Annotated in this window: 19 protein-coding genes and 2 pseudogenes; 9 read left to right on the forward strand and 12 right to left on the reverse strand. The window is 67.4% G+C overall.

What is annotated here, in order from left to right:
* Positions 1–381: 381 nt before the first annotated feature.
* Positions 382–612, reverse strand: a pseudogene (locus WKW77_RS34345) (magnesium chelatase domain-containing protein); the annotation flags it as partial.
* A gap of 163 nt (positions 613–775) precedes the next feature.
* On the opposite strand from WKW77_RS34345, the gene WKW77_RS34350 reads away from it, so the two are divergent.
* The 7 genes from WKW77_RS34350 to WKW77_RS34380 all read left to right on the forward strand — a co-directional run bounded on the left by WKW77_RS34350 (position 776) and on the right by WKW77_RS34380 (position 7,687).
* A complete protein-coding gene (locus WKW77_RS34350) occupies positions 776–1,642 on the forward strand; it encodes a TorF family putative porin (RefSeq protein ID WP_340361383.1) in 867 nt (288 codons plus the stop codon).
* A gap of 62 nt (positions 1,643–1,704) precedes the next feature.
* Positions 1,705–2,043 (forward strand): P-II family nitrogen regulator, encoded by a 339-nt coding sequence (gene glnK, locus WKW77_RS34355; RefSeq protein ID WP_340361365.1) that lies wholly within the window; start codon positions 1,705–1,707, stop codon positions 2,041–2,043.
* Positions 2,044–2,071: 28 nt separating this feature from the next.
* Complete coding sequence (locus tag WKW77_RS34360) at positions 2,072–3,616, forward strand: ammonium transporter (RefSeq protein WP_340361366.1); 1,545 nt, start codon at positions 2,072–2,074, stop codon at positions 3,614–3,616.
* 166 nt (positions 3,617–3,782) lie between these two features.
* Positions 3,783–4,703 (forward strand): SMP-30/gluconolactonase/LRE family protein, encoded by a 921-nt coding sequence (locus tag WKW77_RS34365; protein WP_340361367.1) that lies wholly within the window; start codon positions 3,783–3,785, stop codon positions 4,701–4,703.
* 138 nt (positions 4,704–4,841) lie between these two features.
* The gene (gene glcE / locus WKW77_RS34370) at positions 4,842–5,939 is read left to right on the forward strand and encodes a glycolate oxidase subunit GlcE (RefSeq protein WP_340361368.1); all 1,098 of its coding nucleotides are present in this window, start codon (positions 4,842–4,844) and stop codon (positions 5,937–5,939) included.
* A 6-nt stretch (positions 5,940–5,945) separates the two neighbouring features.
* A complete protein-coding gene (gene glcF, locus WKW77_RS34375; protein ID WP_340361369.1) occupies positions 5,946–7,178 on the forward strand; it encodes a glycolate oxidase subunit GlcF in 1,233 nt (410 codons plus the stop codon).
* Positions 7,179–7,264: 86 nt separating this feature from the next.
* Positions 7,265–7,687, forward strand: a complete 423-nt coding sequence (locus WKW77_RS34380; RefSeq protein ID WP_340361370.1) for a carboxypeptidase-like regulatory domain-containing protein — start codon at positions 7,265–7,267, stop codon at positions 7,685–7,687.
* 16 nt (positions 7,688–7,703) lie between these two features.
* On the opposite strand, the gene WKW77_RS34385 is transcribed toward WKW77_RS34380, so the two are convergent.
* From WKW77_RS34385 to lplT, 3 genes are read right to left on the reverse strand one after another with little or no spacing between them, the layout of a single operon-like run.
* Positions 7,704–8,189, reverse strand: a complete 486-nt coding sequence (locus tag WKW77_RS34385) for a glutathione peroxidase (protein WP_340361371.1) — start codon at positions 8,187–8,189, stop codon at positions 7,704–7,706.
* Positions 8,186–9,088 (reverse strand): DMT family transporter, encoded by a 903-nt coding sequence (locus WKW77_RS34390; protein WP_340361372.1) that lies wholly within the window; start codon positions 9,086–9,088, stop codon positions 8,186–8,188. The genes WKW77_RS34385 and WKW77_RS34390 overlap by 4 nt, the downstream gene beginning before the upstream one ends.
* 18 nt (positions 9,089–9,106) lie before the next feature.
* Positions 9,107–10,411, reverse strand: coding sequence for a lysophospholipid transporter LplT (gene lplT, locus WKW77_RS34395; RefSeq protein WP_340361373.1), 1,305 nt, complete (start codon positions 10,409–10,411; stop codon positions 9,107–9,109).
* 167 nt (positions 10,412–10,578) lie between these two features.
* On the opposite strand from lplT, the gene alr reads away from it, so the two are divergent.
* Both alr and WKW77_RS34405 read left to right on the forward strand, forming a co-directional pair.
* Complete coding sequence (gene alr / locus WKW77_RS34400; protein WP_340361374.1) at positions 10,579–11,667, forward strand: alanine racemase; 1,089 nt, start codon at positions 10,579–10,581, stop codon at positions 11,665–11,667.
* Between the two features lie 13 nt (positions 11,668–11,680).
* Positions 11,681–12,406 (forward strand): hypothetical protein, encoded by a 726-nt coding sequence (locus WKW77_RS34405; protein WP_340361375.1) that lies wholly within the window; start codon positions 11,681–11,683, stop codon positions 12,404–12,406.
* A gap of 15 nt (positions 12,407–12,421) precedes the next feature.
* Here the strand turns inward: WKW77_RS34405 and WKW77_RS34410 are convergent, their stop codons facing one another.
* The 8 genes and pseudogenes from WKW77_RS34410 to WKW77_RS34445 form a co-directional block, all read right to left on the reverse strand.
* Positions 12,422–13,399, reverse strand: coding sequence for a 2-dehydropantoate 2-reductase (locus WKW77_RS34410; RefSeq protein ID WP_340361376.1), 978 nt, complete (start codon positions 13,397–13,399; stop codon positions 12,422–12,424).
* Between the two features lie 17 nt (positions 13,400–13,416).
* Positions 13,417–14,211 (reverse strand): class II aldolase/adducin family protein, encoded by a 795-nt coding sequence (locus tag WKW77_RS34415; protein ID WP_340361377.1) that lies wholly within the window; start codon positions 14,209–14,211, stop codon positions 13,417–13,419.
* 147 nt (positions 14,212–14,358) lie between these two features.
* Entirely contained in the window at positions 14,359–15,348 is a 990-nt protein-coding gene (locus WKW77_RS34420) for a Bug family tripartite tricarboxylate transporter substrate binding protein (protein WP_340361378.1), read from the reverse strand.
* A gap of 23 nt (positions 15,349–15,371) precedes the next feature.
* On the reverse strand, positions 15,372–17,105 hold the full coding sequence (gene ilvD / locus WKW77_RS34425; RefSeq protein ID WP_340361379.1) for a dihydroxy-acid dehydratase: 1,734 nt from the start codon (positions 17,103–17,105) through the stop codon (positions 15,372–15,374).
* Between the two features lie 13 nt (positions 17,106–17,118).
* Complete coding sequence (locus tag WKW77_RS34430; protein WP_340361380.1) at positions 17,119–17,931, reverse strand: aldolase/citrate lyase family protein; 813 nt, start codon at positions 17,929–17,931, stop codon at positions 17,119–17,121.
* 24 nt (positions 17,932–17,955) lie between these two features.
* On the reverse strand, positions 17,956–18,759 hold the full coding sequence (gene hpaH, locus WKW77_RS34435) for a 2-oxo-hept-4-ene-1,7-dioate hydratase (protein WP_340361381.1): 804 nt from the start codon (positions 18,757–18,759) through the stop codon (positions 17,956–17,958).
* A 6-nt stretch (positions 18,760–18,765) separates the two neighbouring features.
* Positions 18,766–19,170, reverse strand: a complete 405-nt coding sequence (locus WKW77_RS34440; protein ID WP_340361382.1) for a 5-carboxymethyl-2-hydroxymuconate Delta-isomerase — start codon at positions 19,168–19,170, stop codon at positions 18,766–18,768.
* A gap of 7 nt (positions 19,171–19,177) precedes the next feature.
* Positions 19,178–19,325: pseudogene (locus WKW77_RS34445) on the reverse strand (3,4-dihydroxyphenylacetate 2,3-dioxygenase); the annotation flags it as partial.

The raw sequence follows: 19,325 nt of genomic DNA on the forward strand, positions 1-19,325 counted from the left end.
TGGACTCGGCGATTGGAAGTATTGGGATGCATAGGCGTCCGCCAAATTTAGGTGGACGCCATCCTCGGGAGCCGCTGCGTCAGGCGCAAGGTGGGATCGCTGGACGCTCACGATATCGTGAATGTTGTCTCAGGCGTATGTGGAGACGCCGGCGAAATGCAGTTTTGCGGGACCTCCGGTGGCCTTCCAAGCGCGTTAGGTGAGGGAGGTGCCAACCACACGGCCAAGTCGTCTCAGGAAAGCAACATCGCTGTTGATATCCTGTGCATAACTACGTCGCTTCCGGTTTGATGTAAAGACGAAGAAAAATGCACGAAATCAATACATCAAACCTTCATTGGCGAACCGACGTCTGATGTATCTACAGGGGTATTGACACGCCTTCGGCAGGTCCGCCGGGGCGAGGTTGACCGTGATCCGCTTGTTGTTGGGGAACTCCAGGCCGGCGTTCTGGATGGCCGACCGCACGCGCTCGCGAGCCTCCTTTACTTCCACATCGACCAGTCCGACCAGCGTGAAGCTGGGCAAACCGTTGGCCAGATGCACCTCGACCGTGACGCTGGCGGCCTCCAGGCCCAGCAACGCGCGGCTTTGCACCAAACAAAGACTCATTGGACTCCCTGTCACCAAGATGGTGCACCCATCTCTTCTTGTTCATCACGACGTACATGCCTTGCGCAACCTTTGTTAACGCGTCTTTGAAACGCATTGGCACGCTCCCTGCTTTGAAGTGGATTCAAACCACTTTCAAAACACTCCGAGGAGTCACTCGATGATGCACCGCAAATCCGACCAGTTTCTGGCCGTGATCGCCCTTGCAACCCTGCCGATGCTCGCGAGCGCGCAGAGCACCGACGCCAGCGCGTCTGCCGCAGCGGCGCCGGCGCCCAACCTCACGGGCAATGTCTCCGTGACGACGAACTACAAGTTCCGCGGGCAGGACCAGGACGTCCTCGGGCGCAACGACTTCGCCAAGACCAGCTGGTTCAAGCCCGCCATCCAGGGTGGCCTCGACTACGCCTTCGGTGACAGCGGCTTCTACGTGGGCAACTGGAACTCCAGCGTCAACTGGCTCAAGGGCAACTCCGTCGAGATGGACTTCTACGGCGGCTACAAATTCAAGGCTGGCGTGCTCGACCTCGACGTCGGCGTCTACCAGTACTACTACCCCGGCAACACCGCGGGCAACACCACCGAGATCTACGGCGGCGCCTCGTGGTCCGACGAGCGCATCGGCAGCTTCGCCGGCAAGTATTCGTGGACGGTCTCCAAGGACTACTTCAACTACGCCGGCCACCAGGGCGGCTCGGGCCTGGACGGCCAGAACACCGGCTACCTGAACCTGTCCTACTCGAAGGAAATCTTCCCGAAGCTCACCTTCAAGACCGCGGTGGGCTACACGTTCCTGAGCAGTGACATCCGCAGCCTGGGCTACAAGAGCTTCTTCGACTACAACGTCGGCGCTTCCTACGACTTCGGCAGCGGCCTGTCGCTGAGCGGCTCGGTGCAAGGCGCCACCGAGCAGAGCGCCTTCAACCTGATCGCCGAGCCCGGTGTCGAGATCAACGGCGTCACCTACGGCCAGACCACCTTCTCGCCGAACAAGCCGCGGTTCATCCTCATGCTGACCAAGACCCTCTAGTCGCTGCCGCGGACGCGGCCCCGACAGGCCGCGCCGATTCCATCCATCTGTAGGAGAACATCATGAAGCTGGTCACAGCCATCATCAAACCTTTCAAGCTCGACGAAGTGCGCGAGGCGCTTTCGGCCATCGGCGTGCAGGGCATCACCGTCACCGAGGTCAAGGGCTTCGGCCGCCAGAAGGGCCACACGGAGCTGTATCGCGGCGCGGAATACGTCGTCGACTTCCTCCCCAAGGTCAAGATCGAAGCGGCCGTGGCCGACGAGCTCGTGGAGCGCGTGATCGAAGCCGTCGAAGGTGCCGCGCGCACCGGAAAGATCGGCGACGGGAAGGTCTTCGTCTACGACCTCGAGCAGGTCGTGCGCATCCGCACCGGCGAGACGGGCCGCGAAGCTCTCTGAAACGCAAGGTCACGAAGGACAAACCGAAATGAAGAAATTCCTTGTATCCCTCGCGCTCGGATTGAGCGTGCTGGCTGCCGGTACATCCGGCTTTGCGCAGACAACGCCGGCCGCACCCGCCGCGCCTGCGGCTGCAGCAGCGGCTCCCGCCGCGGCACCCGCGGCGCCTGCTGCGGCCGCACCCGCTGCGGCAGCGCCCGCGGCCGAAGCGGCAGCAGCGCCTGCGGCAGCACCCGCGGCGGCCCCGTCGTTCAACAAGGGTGACGTCTCCTGGATGATGGTGTCCACGCTGCTCGTCATCATGATGACCGTCCCCGGCCTGGCGCTGTTCTACGGCGGCCTGGTCCGCAGCAAGAACATGCTGTCGGTCCTCATGCAGATCATGGTCACCTTCTCGATGATCGTGGTGCTGTGGATGATCTACGGCTACAGCCTCGCCTTCACCGAGGGCAATGCGTTCATCGGCGGCTTCGACCGGCTCTTCATGAAGGGCATCTTCGATCCGGCCACCGGCGTGTTCGCACCGGGCGCGACCTTCAGCAAGGGCGTGTACATCCCCGAGCTGCTGTTCGCCGCCTTCCAGGCCACCTTCGCCGGCATCACCTGCTGCCTGATCGTCGGCGCCTTCGCCGAGCGCATCAAGTTCTCGGCCGTGCTGCTGTTCATGGCGATCTGGTTCACCTTCAGCTACGCGCCGATCGCGCACATGGTCTGGTTCTGGATGGGCCCGGACGCCTACGCCAGCAAGGAAGTGGTCGACCAGATGAACGACAAGGCCGGCCTGATCTGGCAATGGGGCGCGCTCGACTTCGCGGGCGGCACCGTGGTGCACATCAACGCGGCCGTCGCCGGTCTCGTGGGTGCTGTCCTCGTGGGCAAGCGCATCGGCTACGGCAAGGAAGCCTTCACGCCGCACTCGCTGACGCTGACCATGGTCGGTGCCTCGCTGCTGTGGGTGGGCTGGTTCGGCTTCAACGCCGGCTCCGCCCTGGAAGCAGGCACCAGCGCCGTGCTCGCCTTCATGAACACCTTCTCCGCCACCGCCGCCGCCGTGCTCGCATGGTGCCTCGGTGAAGCCATGATGCGCGGCAAGGCGTCGATGCTCGGTGCCGCATCGGGTGCCGTCGCCGGCCTCGTCGCGATCACGCCGGCCGCCGGCAACGTCGGCCTGATGGGCGCGATCGTCATCGGCCTGGTCGCCGGCTTCGCCTGCCTCTGGGGCGTCAACGGCCTCAAGCGCCTGCTCGGCGCGGACGACTCGCTCGACGTGTTCGGCGTGCACGGCGTCGGCGGTATCGTCGGCGCGCTGCTGACCGGCGTGTTCAACACCCAAGTGCTCGGCGGCCCCGGCCTCGTGGGCGACTGGGTCACGGCCACCGTCACTTCCAACGGCATCGGCGCACAGGTCTGGATCCAGTTCAAGAGCGTGCTGCTGACCATCGTCTGGTCCGGCGTCGTCGCCTTCATCGCCTACAAGATCGTCGATCTCACGATCGGCCTGCGTGTGAGCGAAGAAGAAGAGCGCGAAGGCCTCGACATCACGGCGCACGGCGAAACCGCCTACAGCCGCTGATCACGGGACGGGCCGCCGATCGCGATCACGGCCCGTTTCATCATCAAAACAATTTCCCGACACGTTTCGTTTTTTCGCTGCGAGGTTCTCCTCTGGATGTTCGACCCGCCAGCGCTTCGGCGCCAGCGGGTCTTTTTTTGTCCCGATTTGCCTCTAAGCTGGCGCCATGTGGACCACACTGACCGACAGCCTGAGCCAGCTCGGTGAATCGCCGTTCTGGCATCCGCTCGAGCGCTCCCTCTATTGGCTCGACATTCCCGGCCGTGCGGCCTTGCGCACGCGCGGCGACATCCACCACCCGACCGTCGAGCGATGGGACATGCCGACCGAACCCGGCTGCATGGCACCCGCGCGCAGCGGCGGATTGGTGATCGCCCTGCGCGACGGCATCTACCGCGCACGGGAATGGGGCGGCACGCTCAAGGCCATGGCGCGCGTGGACCACGACGTGCTCAGGATGCGCTTCAACGATGGCAAGTGCGATCCGCTCGGCCGCTTCTGGGCGGGCACGCTCAACGAGGCCAAGGACGCTGCGATCGCCGCGCTCTACTGTCTCGACGCGCGGGGCGGCCGCGCGCCCACGATCGATCGGATGGCGAACGAGGCGACCACCGCCAACGGCCTCGCCTTCTCGCCCGATGCCGACACGCTGTACTGGGCCGACACCGCTGCACATCGCGTGGTCGCGTGGACTTGGGCGGCGCGGGTCAACACCCTGACGCGGCAGCGCGTGTTCCAGCAGTTCGATGAAAAGCCGCCCGGCTGGACGCCCGAGTCGCCGCTGCGCTACCAGGGCCGCCCGGACGGCGCGACGGTCGATGCCGACGGTCACTACTGGGTCGCAATGTTCGAGGGTGGCCAGCTTTTGCGTTTCGCGCCTGCGGGCGAACTGGTCGCGTCCCTGCCCACGCCGGTGCAGTGTCCGACCATGCCCTGCTTCGGCGGGGACGATCTGCGCACGCTCTTCGTGACGACTGCGCGGCGGGGCAGGCCGGCGTCGGAACTCGAATTGCGCCCCGCATCGGGCCATGTGCTGGCGACGCGGGTTGCGACACCGGGGCTGCCGGTCAATTTCTTCGAGGACTGAAGGACCCTTCTTCAGCCAGGAACCCCGCGGAACCGCCTTCGCCGGGCCGCTGGGGTTGCCCCCGGAGAAGGGGGTGCAGAGCCACACGAAGTGGGCGAGGCTGGGGGAGAACGGTTGCTCGGGGGTACGATTGCCGCCATGGATCCAGCCCTTCGCCAGATCACCGAGCGCATTCGCGCTGCCGCCGCCGACGACACGACGCTGTCCATTCGCGGCGGCGGAACCAAGGACTTCTACGGGGAGCCGCCGCATGGCGAGCCTCTTTCCACGAAGGGGCTCACCGGCATCACCAGCTACGAACCGAGCGAACTCGTCGTCACCGTGCGCGCCGGCACGCCGCTGGCCGAGCTCGAAGCGGCGCTCGCCGAAAGAGGCCAGTGCCTCGCCTTCGAGCCGCCGCGCTTCGCCGATGGCGGCACGGTCGGCGGCATGGTCGCCGCGGGGCTCAGCGGCCCGTCGCGCGCCAGCGTGGGATCGGTGCGCGACTTCGTTCTCGGCGCGGTGCTCGTCAACGGGCGCGGCGAGGCGCTGACCTTCGGCGGGCAGGTGATGAAGAACGTCGCGGGCTACGACGTGTCGCGCGTGCTCGCGGGGTCGCTCGGCGTGCTCGGCGTGATCGCCGAAGTGAGCCTCAAGGTGCTGCCGGTCGCGCCCGCCGAAGCCACGCTGGAGTTCGCCTGCACGCAGGCCGATGCGCTGCGGCTGCTCAATGAATGGGGCGGCCGTCCGCTGCCGCTCAACGCGAGCATCTGGCGCGAGCGCGATGGAGCGGGCTTTCTTTCGCTGCGTCTGCGCGGGGCCATGGCCGCTGTCGAGGCGGCTTGCACGCACCTCGGCGGCGAGCGGCAAGATCCCGAGCGATCGGCCGCTGGTTGGCAGTCGCTTCGCGACCACCGGCACCTCTGGTTCACGAGCCATGCGGAGCACGACCTCTGGCGGCTGTCGGTGCCGCAGACCGCGCCGGTCCTCGACATCGCCGGCGCGCCAATGGTCGAATGGCACGGCGCCCAGCGCTGGTATCTCGCGCCGCCGGACCAGCGTCCGCAACTGCGCGCCGCTGCGCAGGCTGCCGGCGGTCACGCGACCCTGTTCCGGCCCTCGGATGCCCACGGCCATCGCGTGCTCGGCCGCTTCGACGCGCTCAGTGCACCTGTGGAGCGCATCCATCGCGCATTGATGAACGAGTTCGATCCCCACGCCGTCTTCCATCGCGGGCGGCTCTACCCCGCAGCCTGAACCAGCATGCAGACCGAACTCGCCCCCGAATTCAAGAACACGCCCGAAGGCCGCGAAGCCGAGGCGATCCTGCGCAAGTGCGTGCACTGCGGTTTCTGCACCGCGACATGCCCGACCTATCAATTGCTCGGCGACGAGCTCGACGGGCCGCGCGGCCGCATCTACCTCATCAAGCAGGTGCTCGAAGGCAAGCCGGCGACGCAAAGCACGCAGCTTCATCTCGACCGCTGCCTCACCTGCCGCAACTGCGAGAGCACCTGCCCGAGCGGCGTGCAATACGGCCACCTCGTCGACATCGGCCGCAAGATCGTCGAGGACAAGGTGCCGCGCCCTCCCATGGATAACGCGCTGCGCTGGACGCTGAAGGAAGGCCTGACCTCATCGTTCTTCGCGCCCGCGATGAAGCTCGGCCAGTCGGTGCGGGGACTGCTTCCCGCAAAGCTCAAGGCCAAGGTGCCCGAGTCGCGCCCGGCCGGCGCGTGGCCCTCGCGCACGCACGCACGCAAGATGCTGATGCTCGCAGGCTGCGTGCAGCCGGCGATGGCGCCCAACATCAACAGCGCGACCGCGCGCGTGCTCGACGCGGCCGGCATCCAGGTGGTGATCGCGCCCAGTGCGGGTTGCTGCGGCGCGATTCGCTTCCACCTCAACGACCACGATGGGGGCAAGGCGCAGATGCGAGCGAACATCGATGCGTGGTGGCCTCAGGTCGAGAAGGGCGAGGTCGAGGCGATCGTCATGAACGCCTCCGGCTGCGGCGTCACCGTGCGCGAGTACGGCCACATGCTCAAGGACGATCCGGCCTATGCGGAAAAGGCCGCGCGCATCAGCGCGCTCACGCGTGACCTCAGCGAACTGCTGCCCGACATCGCGCCCACGCTGAAGCCGCGCGTCAAGGCATCGGCAGGCCTGGTCGCCTACCACCCGCCGTGCACCCTGCAGCATGGACAGAAGCTGCGCGGAGGCGTCGAGAAGCACCTGCGCGCACTGGGCTTCGACGTGCAGGTCGCGCAGAACGAATCGCATCTGTGCTGCGGCTCGGCGGGCACTTATTCAGTGCTGCAGCCGGAGCTGTCCTACAAGCTGCGCGATCGCAAGCTCGGCCACCTGAACCAGCTCCAGCCGAGCGCCATCGTGTCGGCCAACATCGGCTGCATCACGCACCTGCAGAGCGGCAGCGAGGTGCCGGTGCGGCACTGGGTCGAACTGCTGGACGAGGCCCTCGCGCCGGCAGCCTGATCGCACAAGCACAGGCGGTCTGGTCTGACCCCGCGGTCGCCGGTGCCGGGCGAGCATTCCCGTGTGTTCACCACGGGAGTGATTCGATGAAACGAACTTCCATCCACACCCTGGCACGTGCCGCTACCCTGTGCGCGTGCGCCCTTGCGCCGTGGGTGGCGCAGGCTCAGACCCCGGTCCTCGCGCCCTCGATGAAGAACCTGGGCGAAGCCCGCTACGTGTGCGGCGGCGTCGGCGCCGAGGAATCGAACGCGATGCGCGCCGCGATGAAGGACCACCCGCTGTCGCTGCTGTTCGCCCGCGAGAGCGGTGCCTATCTCGCGGACGTGCAGGTCACGGTGACGGACGCCCAGGGCGGCACCGCGCTCTCGATGCGCGCCGATGGACCGGTCTGCCTCGTGGACCTGCCGGCCGGCCGCTACACGGTCGCGGCGGCGAGCGAAGGCGTGACCAAGTCGCAGGTCGTCTCACTGGGCAACGGGTCGAAGGTGGCCGACTTCCGCTTCTGACGACCGCGCCTGGCCATCAGGCCGCCAGCGCAGCCTCGATGTCCGCGCTGATGGATTCGGGCTTGTCGATCGGCGCATAGCGCTTGATCACCTGCCCGTCCTTCCCGATCAGGAACTTGGTGAAGTTCCACTTGATCGCCGCGCTGCCGAGAATGCCGCGCGCTTCCTTCACCAGCCACTTGTAGAGCGGCGCCGCACCCGGGCCGTTGACCTCGATCTTCTCCATCATCGGAAAGCTCACGCCGTAGTTGCGGGTGCAGAAGGCGCCGATCTCCTCGTTGGTGCCCGGGTCCTGCTTGCCGAACTGGTTGGACGGGAAACCCAGCACCGTCAGCCCCTTGGAGCCGTACTTCTCGTAGAGCGCTTCGAGCCCGGCGAACTGCGGCGTGAAGCCGCATTCGCTCGCGGTGTTGACGATGAGCAGCACCTTGCCCTTGAACTCGGAAAGCGAAACGGGCTTGCCGTCGATCTGCCGGGCTTCGAAGTCGTGGACGCTGGTCATGGAGATTCTTTCTGGAGTGCGGACGGCCCATCATCCGCGTCGCCCGGTGATCGTGCAAACGCCGACCATGCGGCCGCGATCACGATCAGCGCGCCGCCCAGCCAGATTTGCGCGCCCATCGTCGCCGCACCGAGGGCGACCGACGACACGCTCGCGAACAGCACTTCGGACAGCATGATCACCGCCGTCACGTTGCCCGCGAGCCGTGCCGCGCCGTACTGCAGGCAGATGTTGGCGAAGACGAAGCCGGTGCCCAGCACTGCGGCCCAGCCCCACCAGCCGGTCTCGGTCCACGGCGGCGCGGGCATCGCGCCCAGCGCGGTCCCTGTGATCGCGGTCGTGCCTGCGACCAGCGCGCAGCCAGCGAACATCGCGAGCGCGCGCGATTCGCCCGGCGCATGGCGCAGGCCGCGCAACAGGATGTTCGTCACCGCGAAGCAGAAGCCGGCGGCCACGCCGAGCCAGTCCGGCAGGCTGGACGGCACCGGCCAATCGACCTCCGGCGTCTTCAGCACCACCGCCACGCCGACCAGCGCCAGCGCCACGCGGATCAGGGCCGAAGCGGTCGGGCGCTCGCCGAGCAGCATCCACGCGAGCAGCACGCTCCACAGCGGCATCAGATAGAACAGCAGCACCACGCGCACCACGTCGCCCTGCGTGACCGCCCAGTTGAACCCGACATTGGTCAGCCCCGCCGCCAGCCCGAGCAGCACCAACCCCGGATGCCGGACGAACATGTGCCACATGCTGCGGCGCAGCACAGCGATCACTCCCGCGATCGCGACATAGACCAGGAACGTCGTCCACACGGGATGCAGCCCATGTGCCTCGATCTGGCGAAAGGGAAACCACGAAACGCCCCAGACGAAGGCGTTGAACACAAGCGCAAGCGCAGCCAAGACGGTCGAAGCCCGGAATCAGTGGTGCTTGTCGCTGCGGGCAATGGCAAGGAGGTGCTCGACTTCCTCGGGGTATTTGCGCAGGTTGCGTTGATGCCACCGCTTGATGAGCCACATGAACCCGGCCACCACCACGCCGAAGGCGGTGATCGCGGCATACGCCGACATGCCCAGCCCCGTGCACGCGCTGTAGAACGCGCCGAGGATCAGGATGCAGGCCTGCTCGTTGAAGTTCTGCACCGCGATCGAGCGGCCCGCGCCCATCAGGTTGTGGCCGCGGTGCTGCAGCAGCGCATTCATCGGCACCACGAGGAAGCCACCCAGGCCGCCCAGCAGGATCAGGAACGGCACCGCCACCCAGATGTTGCCGATGAAATTCATCCCCATCACCAGGATGCCCATGCCGATCCCCAGCGGAATCACGCGCGTCGCCATGTCCAGCCGCATGCGCACCGAAGCCACCACCGCGCCGATGGCCGTGCCGATCGCGACCACGCCGGTGAGCGACGAAGCCTGCGCGGTGTTGTAGCCCAGCGCGAGCGACGCCCAGGCCAGCACGATGTACTTGAGATTGCCGCCGGCGCCCCAGAACAGCGTGGTGGTCGCCAGCGAGATCTGCCCGAGCTTGTCGCGCCACAGGCGCGAATTGCAGTGCCAGAAATCCGGCAGCAGCGCCACCATGTTGCGCACGAAGCCGTATTGCAAATTGGCGCGCAGCGGACGCATCTCGACGCCGGTGTCCGGAATCCGCGTGTTGAACCAGGCCGCGACCACGTACACCAGGATCAGCGTCGCGATCGCGGCCTCGGGAGGCGTCTCGACGCCGGTGTCGATGAACGGGAAGTCGAACGCGAGCAGGTGGCTGGAGAGCGTGTGGCCCACGAGTTGCCCGCCGAGCACGATGCCGAGAATGATCGACGCGATCGTCAGGCCCTCGATCCAGCCGTTGGCCTTGACCAGTTGCGACGCCGGCAGCAGTTCCGTCAGGATGCCGTACTTGGCCGGCGAGTACGCCGCCGCGCCGAGCCCGACGATTGCGTAGGCGAACAGCGGGTGCGAGCCGAACAGCATCATCACGCAGCCGACCACCTTGATCGCATTGCTGATGAACATCACCTTGCCCTTGGGCAAGGCATCGGCGAAGGCGCCCACCAGCGGCGCGAACGCGACATAGAAGATGGTGAAGATCGGCACCAGCGCGGCGCGCTGCCATTCAGGCGCGCCGTTGCTTCGCATGAGTTCCACGGCAGCCACGAAAAGCGCGTTGTCGGCCAGCGACGAAAAGAACTGGGCCGACATGATCGTGTAGAAACCGCGCTTCATCGATGGGCAGACTGGCCAGCAACGAAATCTGGCGATGGTGGAAGAGGGGCCGCTTCAATGGCGGCTGCGCGGTTATAGCATGGGGGTGCGATGTCAAAATCGCGCGATGTCCCGTAGTGCGGGGCGTGTTTGTGTGCGTGTTTTCAGCTTTCCTCGGAGTTTTTGCCGTGCCGCGTCCGATCCTTGCCACCATCCATTCCGCTGCGTTGCAACACAACCTGGATCGCGCGCGCCGCGCGGCCCTCGATTCGCGCGTCTGGGCGGTCGTGAAGGCCAATGCCTACGGCCACGGCATCGAGCGCGTCTTCGATGCCTTCCGGGGCGCCGACGGCATTGCGCTGCTCGACCTGAACGAAGCCGAGCGGGTGCGCTCGCTCGGCTGGCGCGGCCCGGTGCTGCTGCTCGAAGGCGTGTTCGAGCCGCGTGATCTCGAACTCTGCTCGCGGCTCGACCTCTGGCATGCAGTGCATTGCGACGCGCAGATCGACTGGCTGGCCGCGCACAAGACGCAGGTGCCGCACCGCGTGTTCCTCAAGATGAACTCCGGCATGAACCGGCTCGGCTTCACGCCCGAACGTTTCCGCGCCGCCTGGACGCGGCTCAACGCGCTGCCGCAGGTCGACGAAATCTCGCTGATGACGCACTTCAGCGACGCCGACGGTCCCCGAGGCATCGCGCACCAGCTCGAAGTGTTCGACGAGGCCACGCGCGACCTGCCGGGCGAGCGCTCCGTCGCCAACAGTGCCGCGACCCTGCGCCATGCGGCGGCGGCGCGCGCCGACTGGATACGGCCCGGCATCCTGCTGTACGGCAGCTCGCCGGATTTTCCGGAGCACGACGCGGCGCACTGGCAGCTCCAGCCGACGATGACGCTGTCGACCCGGCTGATTTCGGTGCAGACCCTGGAGGCGGGCGACACCATCGGCTACGGATCGCGCTTCACCGCCGAAGGGCCGATGCGCATCGGCGTCGCCGCGGTCGGCTATGCGGACGGCTACCCCCGGCATTGCGACACCGGCACGCCGGTGCTGGTCGATGGCGTGCGCACCCGCATGGTCGGGCGCGTGAGCATGGACATGATCACCGTCGACCTCACGCCGGTGCCCGAGGCCGGCTTCGGCAGCGAGGTCACGCTGTGGGGCCGCGGGTCGAACGGCACGGTGCTCCCGATCGACGACGTCGCCAAGGCGGCGGGCACCGTCGGCTACGAGCTGATGTGTGCCGTGACGCGGCGCGTGCCGTTCGCGGTCGACTGAGTCCGGCCAGCGGGTGAAGGTCCTTTCGGACTGGCGCTCGGTGCGCCTGTGGGAAACGCAGGTCGAACGCGACCTGCATCGCAGCTACAACCTGCGCGTGCACGGCTTGTTGATCGGCACCTTCACGCTGCTGGTGACCTGGGGTGTATCGCACGCGTTGATGATGCTCGGCGTCGATTCGCTCGCGCTGCGCTACGTGGTGGCGTTGGGCGCGGGCTACGGCGCCTACCTGCTGGCGCTGCGCTGGTGGGCCGAGCGGCTGGTGCGGCGCAATGCCCGGTTCGATCCCGACGTGCCGGACCCGGGCGTCTTCGAATGGAATTCGCCGCGCCCGAGCGGCGCGATCCACCAGCCTTCGGGCACCGGCGCCTCCGACATCGCGAGCGGCGCGCTCGAAGCGGCGGGCAGCGCGGACGAAGGCGTGGTGATCGTGGTGCCGGTGGTCGCGATCTTCCTGATCTGCGCCGCGATCGTGTTCGGCGCGGGCGCGCTCGCCTTGCTCTACTTCGGCTGGGATGCGCTGCTCGCGGTCGCCATCGAGCTTGCGTTCTCGTACGCCTCGGCACGCACCGCGATCCGCGTGGCGCGCGAAGGATGGTTGCAGGCCGCCGTGCGGCTCACCTGGAAGCCGCTGCTCGGAGCCTTGTTCTGTGCCGTGGTGCTGGGCGCAGTCATCGACCGCTTCATGCCGCAGGTGAATTCGCTGCCTGCGGCGGTGCATCAGCTGCTCCACCGCTGACGGCGTCGGTCGGCTTCAGTAAAGCCCCAGCTGCCGCGCACGCAACCGCGCCAGCCCCAGCAGCGCATCGGTGAACGGCGTCTGCACGCCCGCCAACTGCCCGAGCTCGCGCACCGCCGACACCAGCGCATCGAGCTCCACCGCGCGGCCGGCTTCCACGTCCTGCAGCATCGAGGTCTTGAAGGCGCCGAGCTTGCGCGTCACCGCGTGGCGGTCTTCGGGGCTCTCGGCGATCGGCACGCCGATGCACTCGCCGATCGCCTTGGCCTCCCGCATGATCGTGGAGATGAAGCCGCGCACCAGGTCGTCATGGAGGATCAGGTCGGTCGTGGCGCCGGTCAACATGCTGATCGGGTTGACCGTCATGTTGCCCCAGAGCTTGTACCAGACGTCCTTCTGGATCTGCGGCGAGATGCGGGTGTCGATGCCCGCGCGCGCCAGCAGTTCGCCCAGGGCCTGGACGCGCGAGGTCGATTCGCCCGAGGGCTCGCCGATGATGAGCCCGTTGCCGAAGTGATGCCGCACCACGCCCGGCGCATCGAGCGAGCAGCTCGCGTGCACCACGCAGCCGACCACGTGCTTGGCCGGAATCCCCGCATCGATCTTTCCGCCCGGATCGACCGCCTGCAACTGCGCCCCCGCCACAGGGCCACCGAAGCCGCCTTGCAGGAACCACCACGGCACGCCGTTCATCGCGGTGAGCACGATGGTCTCGGGGCCGAGCAGCGGCGCGATGCGCTCGGCGACCGCGGGCAGGGCGGGTGCCTTCACCGCGACGATCACCAGTTGCTGCACGCCCAGCGCCGCCGGATCGTCGCTGGCATGGACCGGCACGGTGACGCGCTTGTCGCCGCTCACCAGCGTGAGTCCGTCGCGCTGGAGCGCTTCGAGCGTCGCGCCGCGCGCGACCACGTCGAGCACACAGCCCACCTGCGCGAGCTTCGCGCCGATCCAGCCGCCGATCGCGCCGGCGCCGTAGATGCAAACCTTCATGATCTAAGTCCGGGCTTTCAGTTCTTGTAGGAGTCGTCGATCCGATCGACCTGGCGCACGAGCGCGTCGAACACGTCCTGCCCGGCGCCATGGTTGGGATTGAACTGCAGCGCATCGCGCGTGCACTTGCGGGCAATGTCTTCGGGCACCGGGATCGCCGCGCCCATCGAGAACGTCGCCATCTGGATCTCGCACGCGCGCTGCAGGGTCCAGAGGATCGCGAAGGTCTGCGGCAGCGTCTGCCCCCAGGCCAGCAGGCCGTGGTTGCGCAGGATCACCGCCGGCTTGCTGCCGATGCTCCTGAGCAGGCGCGGACCTTCGTCGGCATGGATCGTGATGCCTTCGAAGTCGTGGTACGCGACCATGTCGTGCAGTTGCGCCGAATAGAAATTGGTCTGCTGCAAGCCGCCCTGCAGGCAGGCCACCGCCACGCCGGCGGTGGTGTGCGTGTGCATCACGCAGTGCGCATCGGGCAGGCCGTCATGGATCGCCGCATGCACGGTGAAGCCCGCGGGGTTGACCGGGTAGGTCGAGCCGTCGAGCACGTTGCCGTGCAGGTCGATCTTGACGAGGTTGCTCGCGGTGACCTCGCTGTAGTGCAGCCCGAACGGGTTGATCAGGAACTGCTTCTCGCCGCCGGTCACGCTATCCGGCAGGCGCACCGTGATGTGGTTGTAGATCATCTCGGTCCATCCGAGCATCGCGAACACGCGGTAGCAGGCGGCGAGTTGCAGGCGCGCGGCGCGCTCGTCGGGGTGGATGGCCGGGTGGACCAGCGCGGAAGGCGCGGAGGGGGAGGCAAGTGTGTTCATTCCAGTTCCTTCAAGTACCAACCAATTCCCCCACCTTGCCCTTGTCGCTCTACCAGGGATACCGCGGAACCGGCTTGGCCGGGCCGCTGGTATCGCCCCCTGCAAGGGGGTGGAGAGCGACACGAAGTGCGCGAGCCTGGGGGTGTTTCAACTTTCAGCCGTGAAGCCGATCTCCTTGACGATCGGTGCCCACTTGGCCGTGTCCTTCTTCAACAGATCGGCCAGTTCGCCCGGCGACGACGACATCGCCTCCAGACCAAACCCGGCGAGCCCATCGATCACGTCCTTCTGCGCGAGCGCCGACTTCATCGCGGTGTTCAGGCGGCCGACCACTTCTTGCGATGCCTTGGCCGGCAGCAGGAAGGCGAACCACTCGCTGTGCGCCATGTTCTTGAGGCCCTGCTCGCCGAACGTGGGCACGTCCGGCGTGAAGCGGCTGCGCTTCTCGCCCGAGACGCCGAGGATGCGCACCTTGCCGGTGGGCAGGTGCTGCATGATGTCGCCGATCGGGCCCGACACCGCCGAGATGTTGCCGCCGAGCAGGTCGAGCATCGCGGGCTGCGTGCCGCGATAGGCGGCGTGCTTGAGTTCGAGGCCCGCGCTCTTGCCGAGCAGCGCGCCGATGAAGTGCGGCGTCGAGCCCGCGGCCGGCGAGCCGAAGTTGCCCGCGGTCGGATTGGCCTTTACCCACTGCAGGAATTCCGGAACCGTCTTCACGCTCGCCGGCACCGCCGGCCCGACCGCGAAGCCGAAGTCGAACACGCAGGCCAGCGACACCGGCGACAGGTCCGCCACCGGGTCATACGGCAGCTTCTTGTAGATGTGCGGGTAGATCGTGAGGATCGAGGTCGGCGTCTGCAGGATCGTCGCGCCGTCGGCGGGCTGGGTCTTCACGTAGGTCACGGCGATCTGGCCGCCGGCGCCGGTCTTGTTTTCGACCACGACGGACTTCGCATAGCCGGGCGCCATCGCCGTCGCGAGACGGCGGCAGGTGGTGTCCGAGGTACCGCCGGCCGCGAAGCCGGTGATGATGCGCGCGGTCTCGAATCCCGCCTGCGCGAAGGCCTGCTGGCCAATGCTGGCGAGCAGTGCGGTGGCGCCGGTGGTTTGCAGCAGGCTGCGGCGAGTGAGGGTCATGATGTCTCCAAGGGGGTGTGGCTTCAGGACTCGTCGCGCAGCCACGTGACCGCGCCCGAGTGGGTCACCGCGCCCTGGTGAGCCGGGCGCACGGTGTGCGCGTATTTTTCCAGCAAGCCGCCGTGCCGGACCCCCGCGTTTACCTGACGTTTGGCGAGCCGCGCCGCGATTTCTCCGTCCGTCAGTTCGACCGTGATGCTGCGTGCCTCAGGCCGCGCATCGATCGCGATCAGGTCGCCATCGGCCAGCGCCGCGATCGGTCCGCCGTCGGCCGCTTCCGGCCCCGCGTAGCCGATGCACAGCCCGCGCGTCGCCCCCGAAAAGCGCCCGTCGGTCAAGAGCGCCACCTTGTCGCCCATGCCCTGCCCATAGAGCAGCGCGGTGATGCCGAGCATCTCGCGCATGCCGGGGCTGCCCTTGGGCCCCTCGTTGCGAATGACGATCACGTCGCCCGCCTCGTAGCGGCGGTTCTGCACCGCCGTCTGTGCCTCTTCCTCCGAATCGAAAACCCGCGCCGGACCCCGATGGACCAGCGTCTTCAGGCCCGCCGTCTTGAGCAGCGCGCCGTCCGGGCAGAGATTGCCCTTGAGCACCGCGAGCCCGCCGTCGCGCGAGATCGCATCGCCGGCCTTGCGCACCACGCGCCCGTCGGGCACCGCGGCGTCGGCGACTTCCTCGGCCAGCGTGCGGCCGGTAAAGGTCATCGCGTCGCCGTGCAGGAAGCCCTGTTCGAGCAGCGTGCGCAGGATCACGCCGGCGCCGCCGATGTAGTACACGTCGCGCGCGAGGTACTGGCCGCCCGGCCGCAGGTCGGCAACGAGGGGCGTGCGCGCGAAGACCTCGGCCACGTCGTCGAGATGGAACTTCACGCCGGCCTCGTGCGCGATGGCCGGCAGGTGCAGCGCCGCGTTCGTCGAGCCGCCGGTCGCCGACACCACCGCGCAGGCGTTCTCCAGCGCCTTGCGCGTCACGATGTCGCGCGGCAGCGGGCCGTCGTTCATCACCGCGCGCATCAGCGCCTTGGCGGCGCGGCGCATCAGCGGCGCACGCTCGCTGAACACCGCCGGCACCATGCTGGAGCCGATCGGCGCGAGGCCGAGCGCTTCGGACACCATGCCCATCGTGTTCGCGGTGAACTGCCCCGCGCAAGCGCCGGCGGTGGGCAGGCAGGCGCGGCTCATCGCTTCGAGGTCCTGCGCGGTCGCGTCCCCGGCCAGCACCTTGCCGATGGTCTCGTAGGTGTCGACCACGTTAATGTCGCGGCCATCGGGCCCTGGCGTCTGCCCCGGCAGCGCCGAGCCGCCGTGCACGAACACGCTCGGCACGTTGCAGCGGACCATGCCCATCATCAGGCCCGGCAGGTTCTTGTCGCAGGCGCCGATGCCGAAGATGCCGTCCCACTGGTGCCCGCGCGTCGAGGCCTCGACGCTGTCGGCGATCAGCTCGCGCGAGATCAGCGAGAAGCGCATGCCCGAATGCGCCATCGTGAGCCCGTCGCTCACCGACACCACCGGGCATTCGTGCGGCGTGCCGCCGCCGGCGTAGATGCCCGTCTTGGCGTGCTGCGCCTGTTCGCGCAGGTTCAGGTTGCACGGGCTCATCTCGCCGCCGGTGTGGAACACGCCGACGTGCGGGCGCGCGATGTCTTCGTCGTCCTGCCCGAGCGCGTGCAGGAAGCTGCGCGTGGTCGCGCGGATCACGCCGTCGCGGATGATCGCGGAACGGAAGGGCTTGCGCGGGGAACCGGCGTCGCTCATGGTCGGCGAACGCTCAGTAGGTGCCGCCGGAATGCGGCTTGGCGGCGGCGCCGCTCTTGAAGCGGGCCGCGAGCGCGGTCGTGTGGCGCACCAGCAGGTTGGTGTCGAGCCCGACCGCGACGAAGAGCGCGCCGAGTTCCAGATAGCGCTTCGCCAGCGCTTCATCCGGCGTCAGGATGCCGGCGGCCTTGCCCGCGCGGTTGATGCGCGCGATCGCGTCCTCGATGGCTTCCTGCACTTCCGGATGCCCCGAATTGCCGAGATGGCCCATCGATGCCGAGAGGTCGGCCGGGCCGATGAAGACACCGTCCACGCCATCCACCGCGGCGATCGCATCGAGATTCGCGAGCGCCTCGCGCGACTCCGCCTGCACCAGCAGGCAGACGCGGTCGTTCGCTTCCTTCGCGTAGGCCGGATAGCGGCCCCAGCCCGAAGCGCGCGCACCGCCCATGCCGCGAATGCCATGCGGCGGATAGCGCATCGCGCGCACGATCGCCTTCGCCTGCTCGGCGGTATCGACCATCGGCACCAGCAGCGTCTGCACGCCGAGGTCGAGGTACTGCTTGATCAACGCCGCGCCCGCGTCCCCGTGGCCCAGCGGCACGCGCGCGATCGCATTCGCGCCCGGATAGGCCGCGATGGCCTGCGATTGCTGGAGGATGCTCTGGAGCCCGTTCGGCGAGTGCTCGCCGTCGATCAGGAGCCAGTCGAAACCGGCGCCGGCGCAGATCTCCGCGCTGTATGCATCGGCGAGCCCAAGCCAGAGGCCGATCTGTGCGCGCTTTTCGATGAGCGCCTGCTTGAAGAGATTGACGGGGGTTTGCATGTGGGTTCTTTCAGTCGAGGACGTTCAGACGAAGCGGAAGGCGATCGAGCCGAGTGGGCCGTAGTCGGCGTGGAAGGTATCGTCGGGCACCGCGTGGGTCGGCCGCGTGAACGAGCCGCCCAGCACGATCTCGCCCGCTTCGAGGTGTTCGTCCCACGGCGCGAGCTTGTTCGCGAGCCAGGCCACGCCGGTGGCGGGATGGTTGAGCACGGCCGCGGCCACGCCCGATTCCTCGATCACGCCGTTCTTGTAGAGAAGGGCGCTGACCCAGCGCAGGTCCACCGCGTCGGGCTTCACCGGACGGCCGCCCATCACGATGCCGGCATTCGCCGCGTTGTCGGCGATAGTGTCGAAGACCTTGCGCATGGCCTTGGTGTGGCGGTCGAACTGCTCGATGCGCGCGTCGATGATCTCGATCGCCGGCACCACGTAGTCGGTGGCCGCGAGCACGTCGAAGATCGTCACGTTCGGCCCCTTGAGCGGCTTGCCGAGCACGAAGGCCAGTTCCACCTCGATGCGCGGCGCGATGAAGCGCTTGAAAGGAATGTCGCCGCCCTGCTCGAAGAACATGTCGTCGAGCAGCGTGCCGTAGTCGGGCTCGGTGATCTGGCTCGCCTGCTGCATCGCGCGCGAGGTGAGGCCGATCTTGTGCCCCTTGACGGTGCGGCCCTCGGCGATCTTGGTCTTCACCCATTCGCGCGAGATCGCGTAGCCGTCCTCGATGGTCATCTCGGGAAAGCGCTTGGAGAAATGCTCGACCTGCACGCGCGACTTCTCGCTCTCGTGCAGTTCGGCGGCGAGTTGCTGGATGACGTCCTTGGCAAGCATGGCGGTCTATTTGTTGAAGAGTGGATGCAGGTTGCTGTGCTTCCCGTCGTACACCTGCCCGGGGCTTTCGTCGACGTTGAGCGTGATGCCGATGAGGCGCTGGGCGAAGACCGGCTCGAAGTGCCGCTTCGTCCTGTCGAGGATCGCGTCGCCGGCGCGCTTCTTCACCGCGTCGCTGCGGCCCGCGCCCATGCGCAGGTTGAGGTAGACGAAGGCGTAGTCGCCCTTGCCGTCGGCCACCGCGTAGTGCGCGGCCGGATAGGCGAGCACGCGCGTGCCGCCGGTCGGAAAGACCTGCTTGCCCGCTTCGTCGCGCTGCTCCAGCATGGTGTCGGCCAGCGTGCGGCAGAGCGCGCCCATGTCGGTTTCGCGCTCGATGTTCGGCGTGTAGAGGATGACCAGGTGTGGCATGAAGACCTCAGAGACGTGAAACCGCCTGGAAGCCTTCGGCGCTGGACGCCTGGGCCTTGGGGATGGCGCCGCCATCCTGCGGCGTGACGGGCAAGATCGCGTTGATCTGGCCCGTGCCCGAGGAGCCGAAGTAGGGCGTCACCACCTCCGCCTTG

Source organism: Variovorax ureilyticus, from assembly GCF_037889935.1.
Taxonomy (GTDB): domain Bacteria; phylum Pseudomonadota; class Gammaproteobacteria; order Burkholderiales; family Burkholderiaceae_C; genus Variovorax; species Variovorax ureilyticus.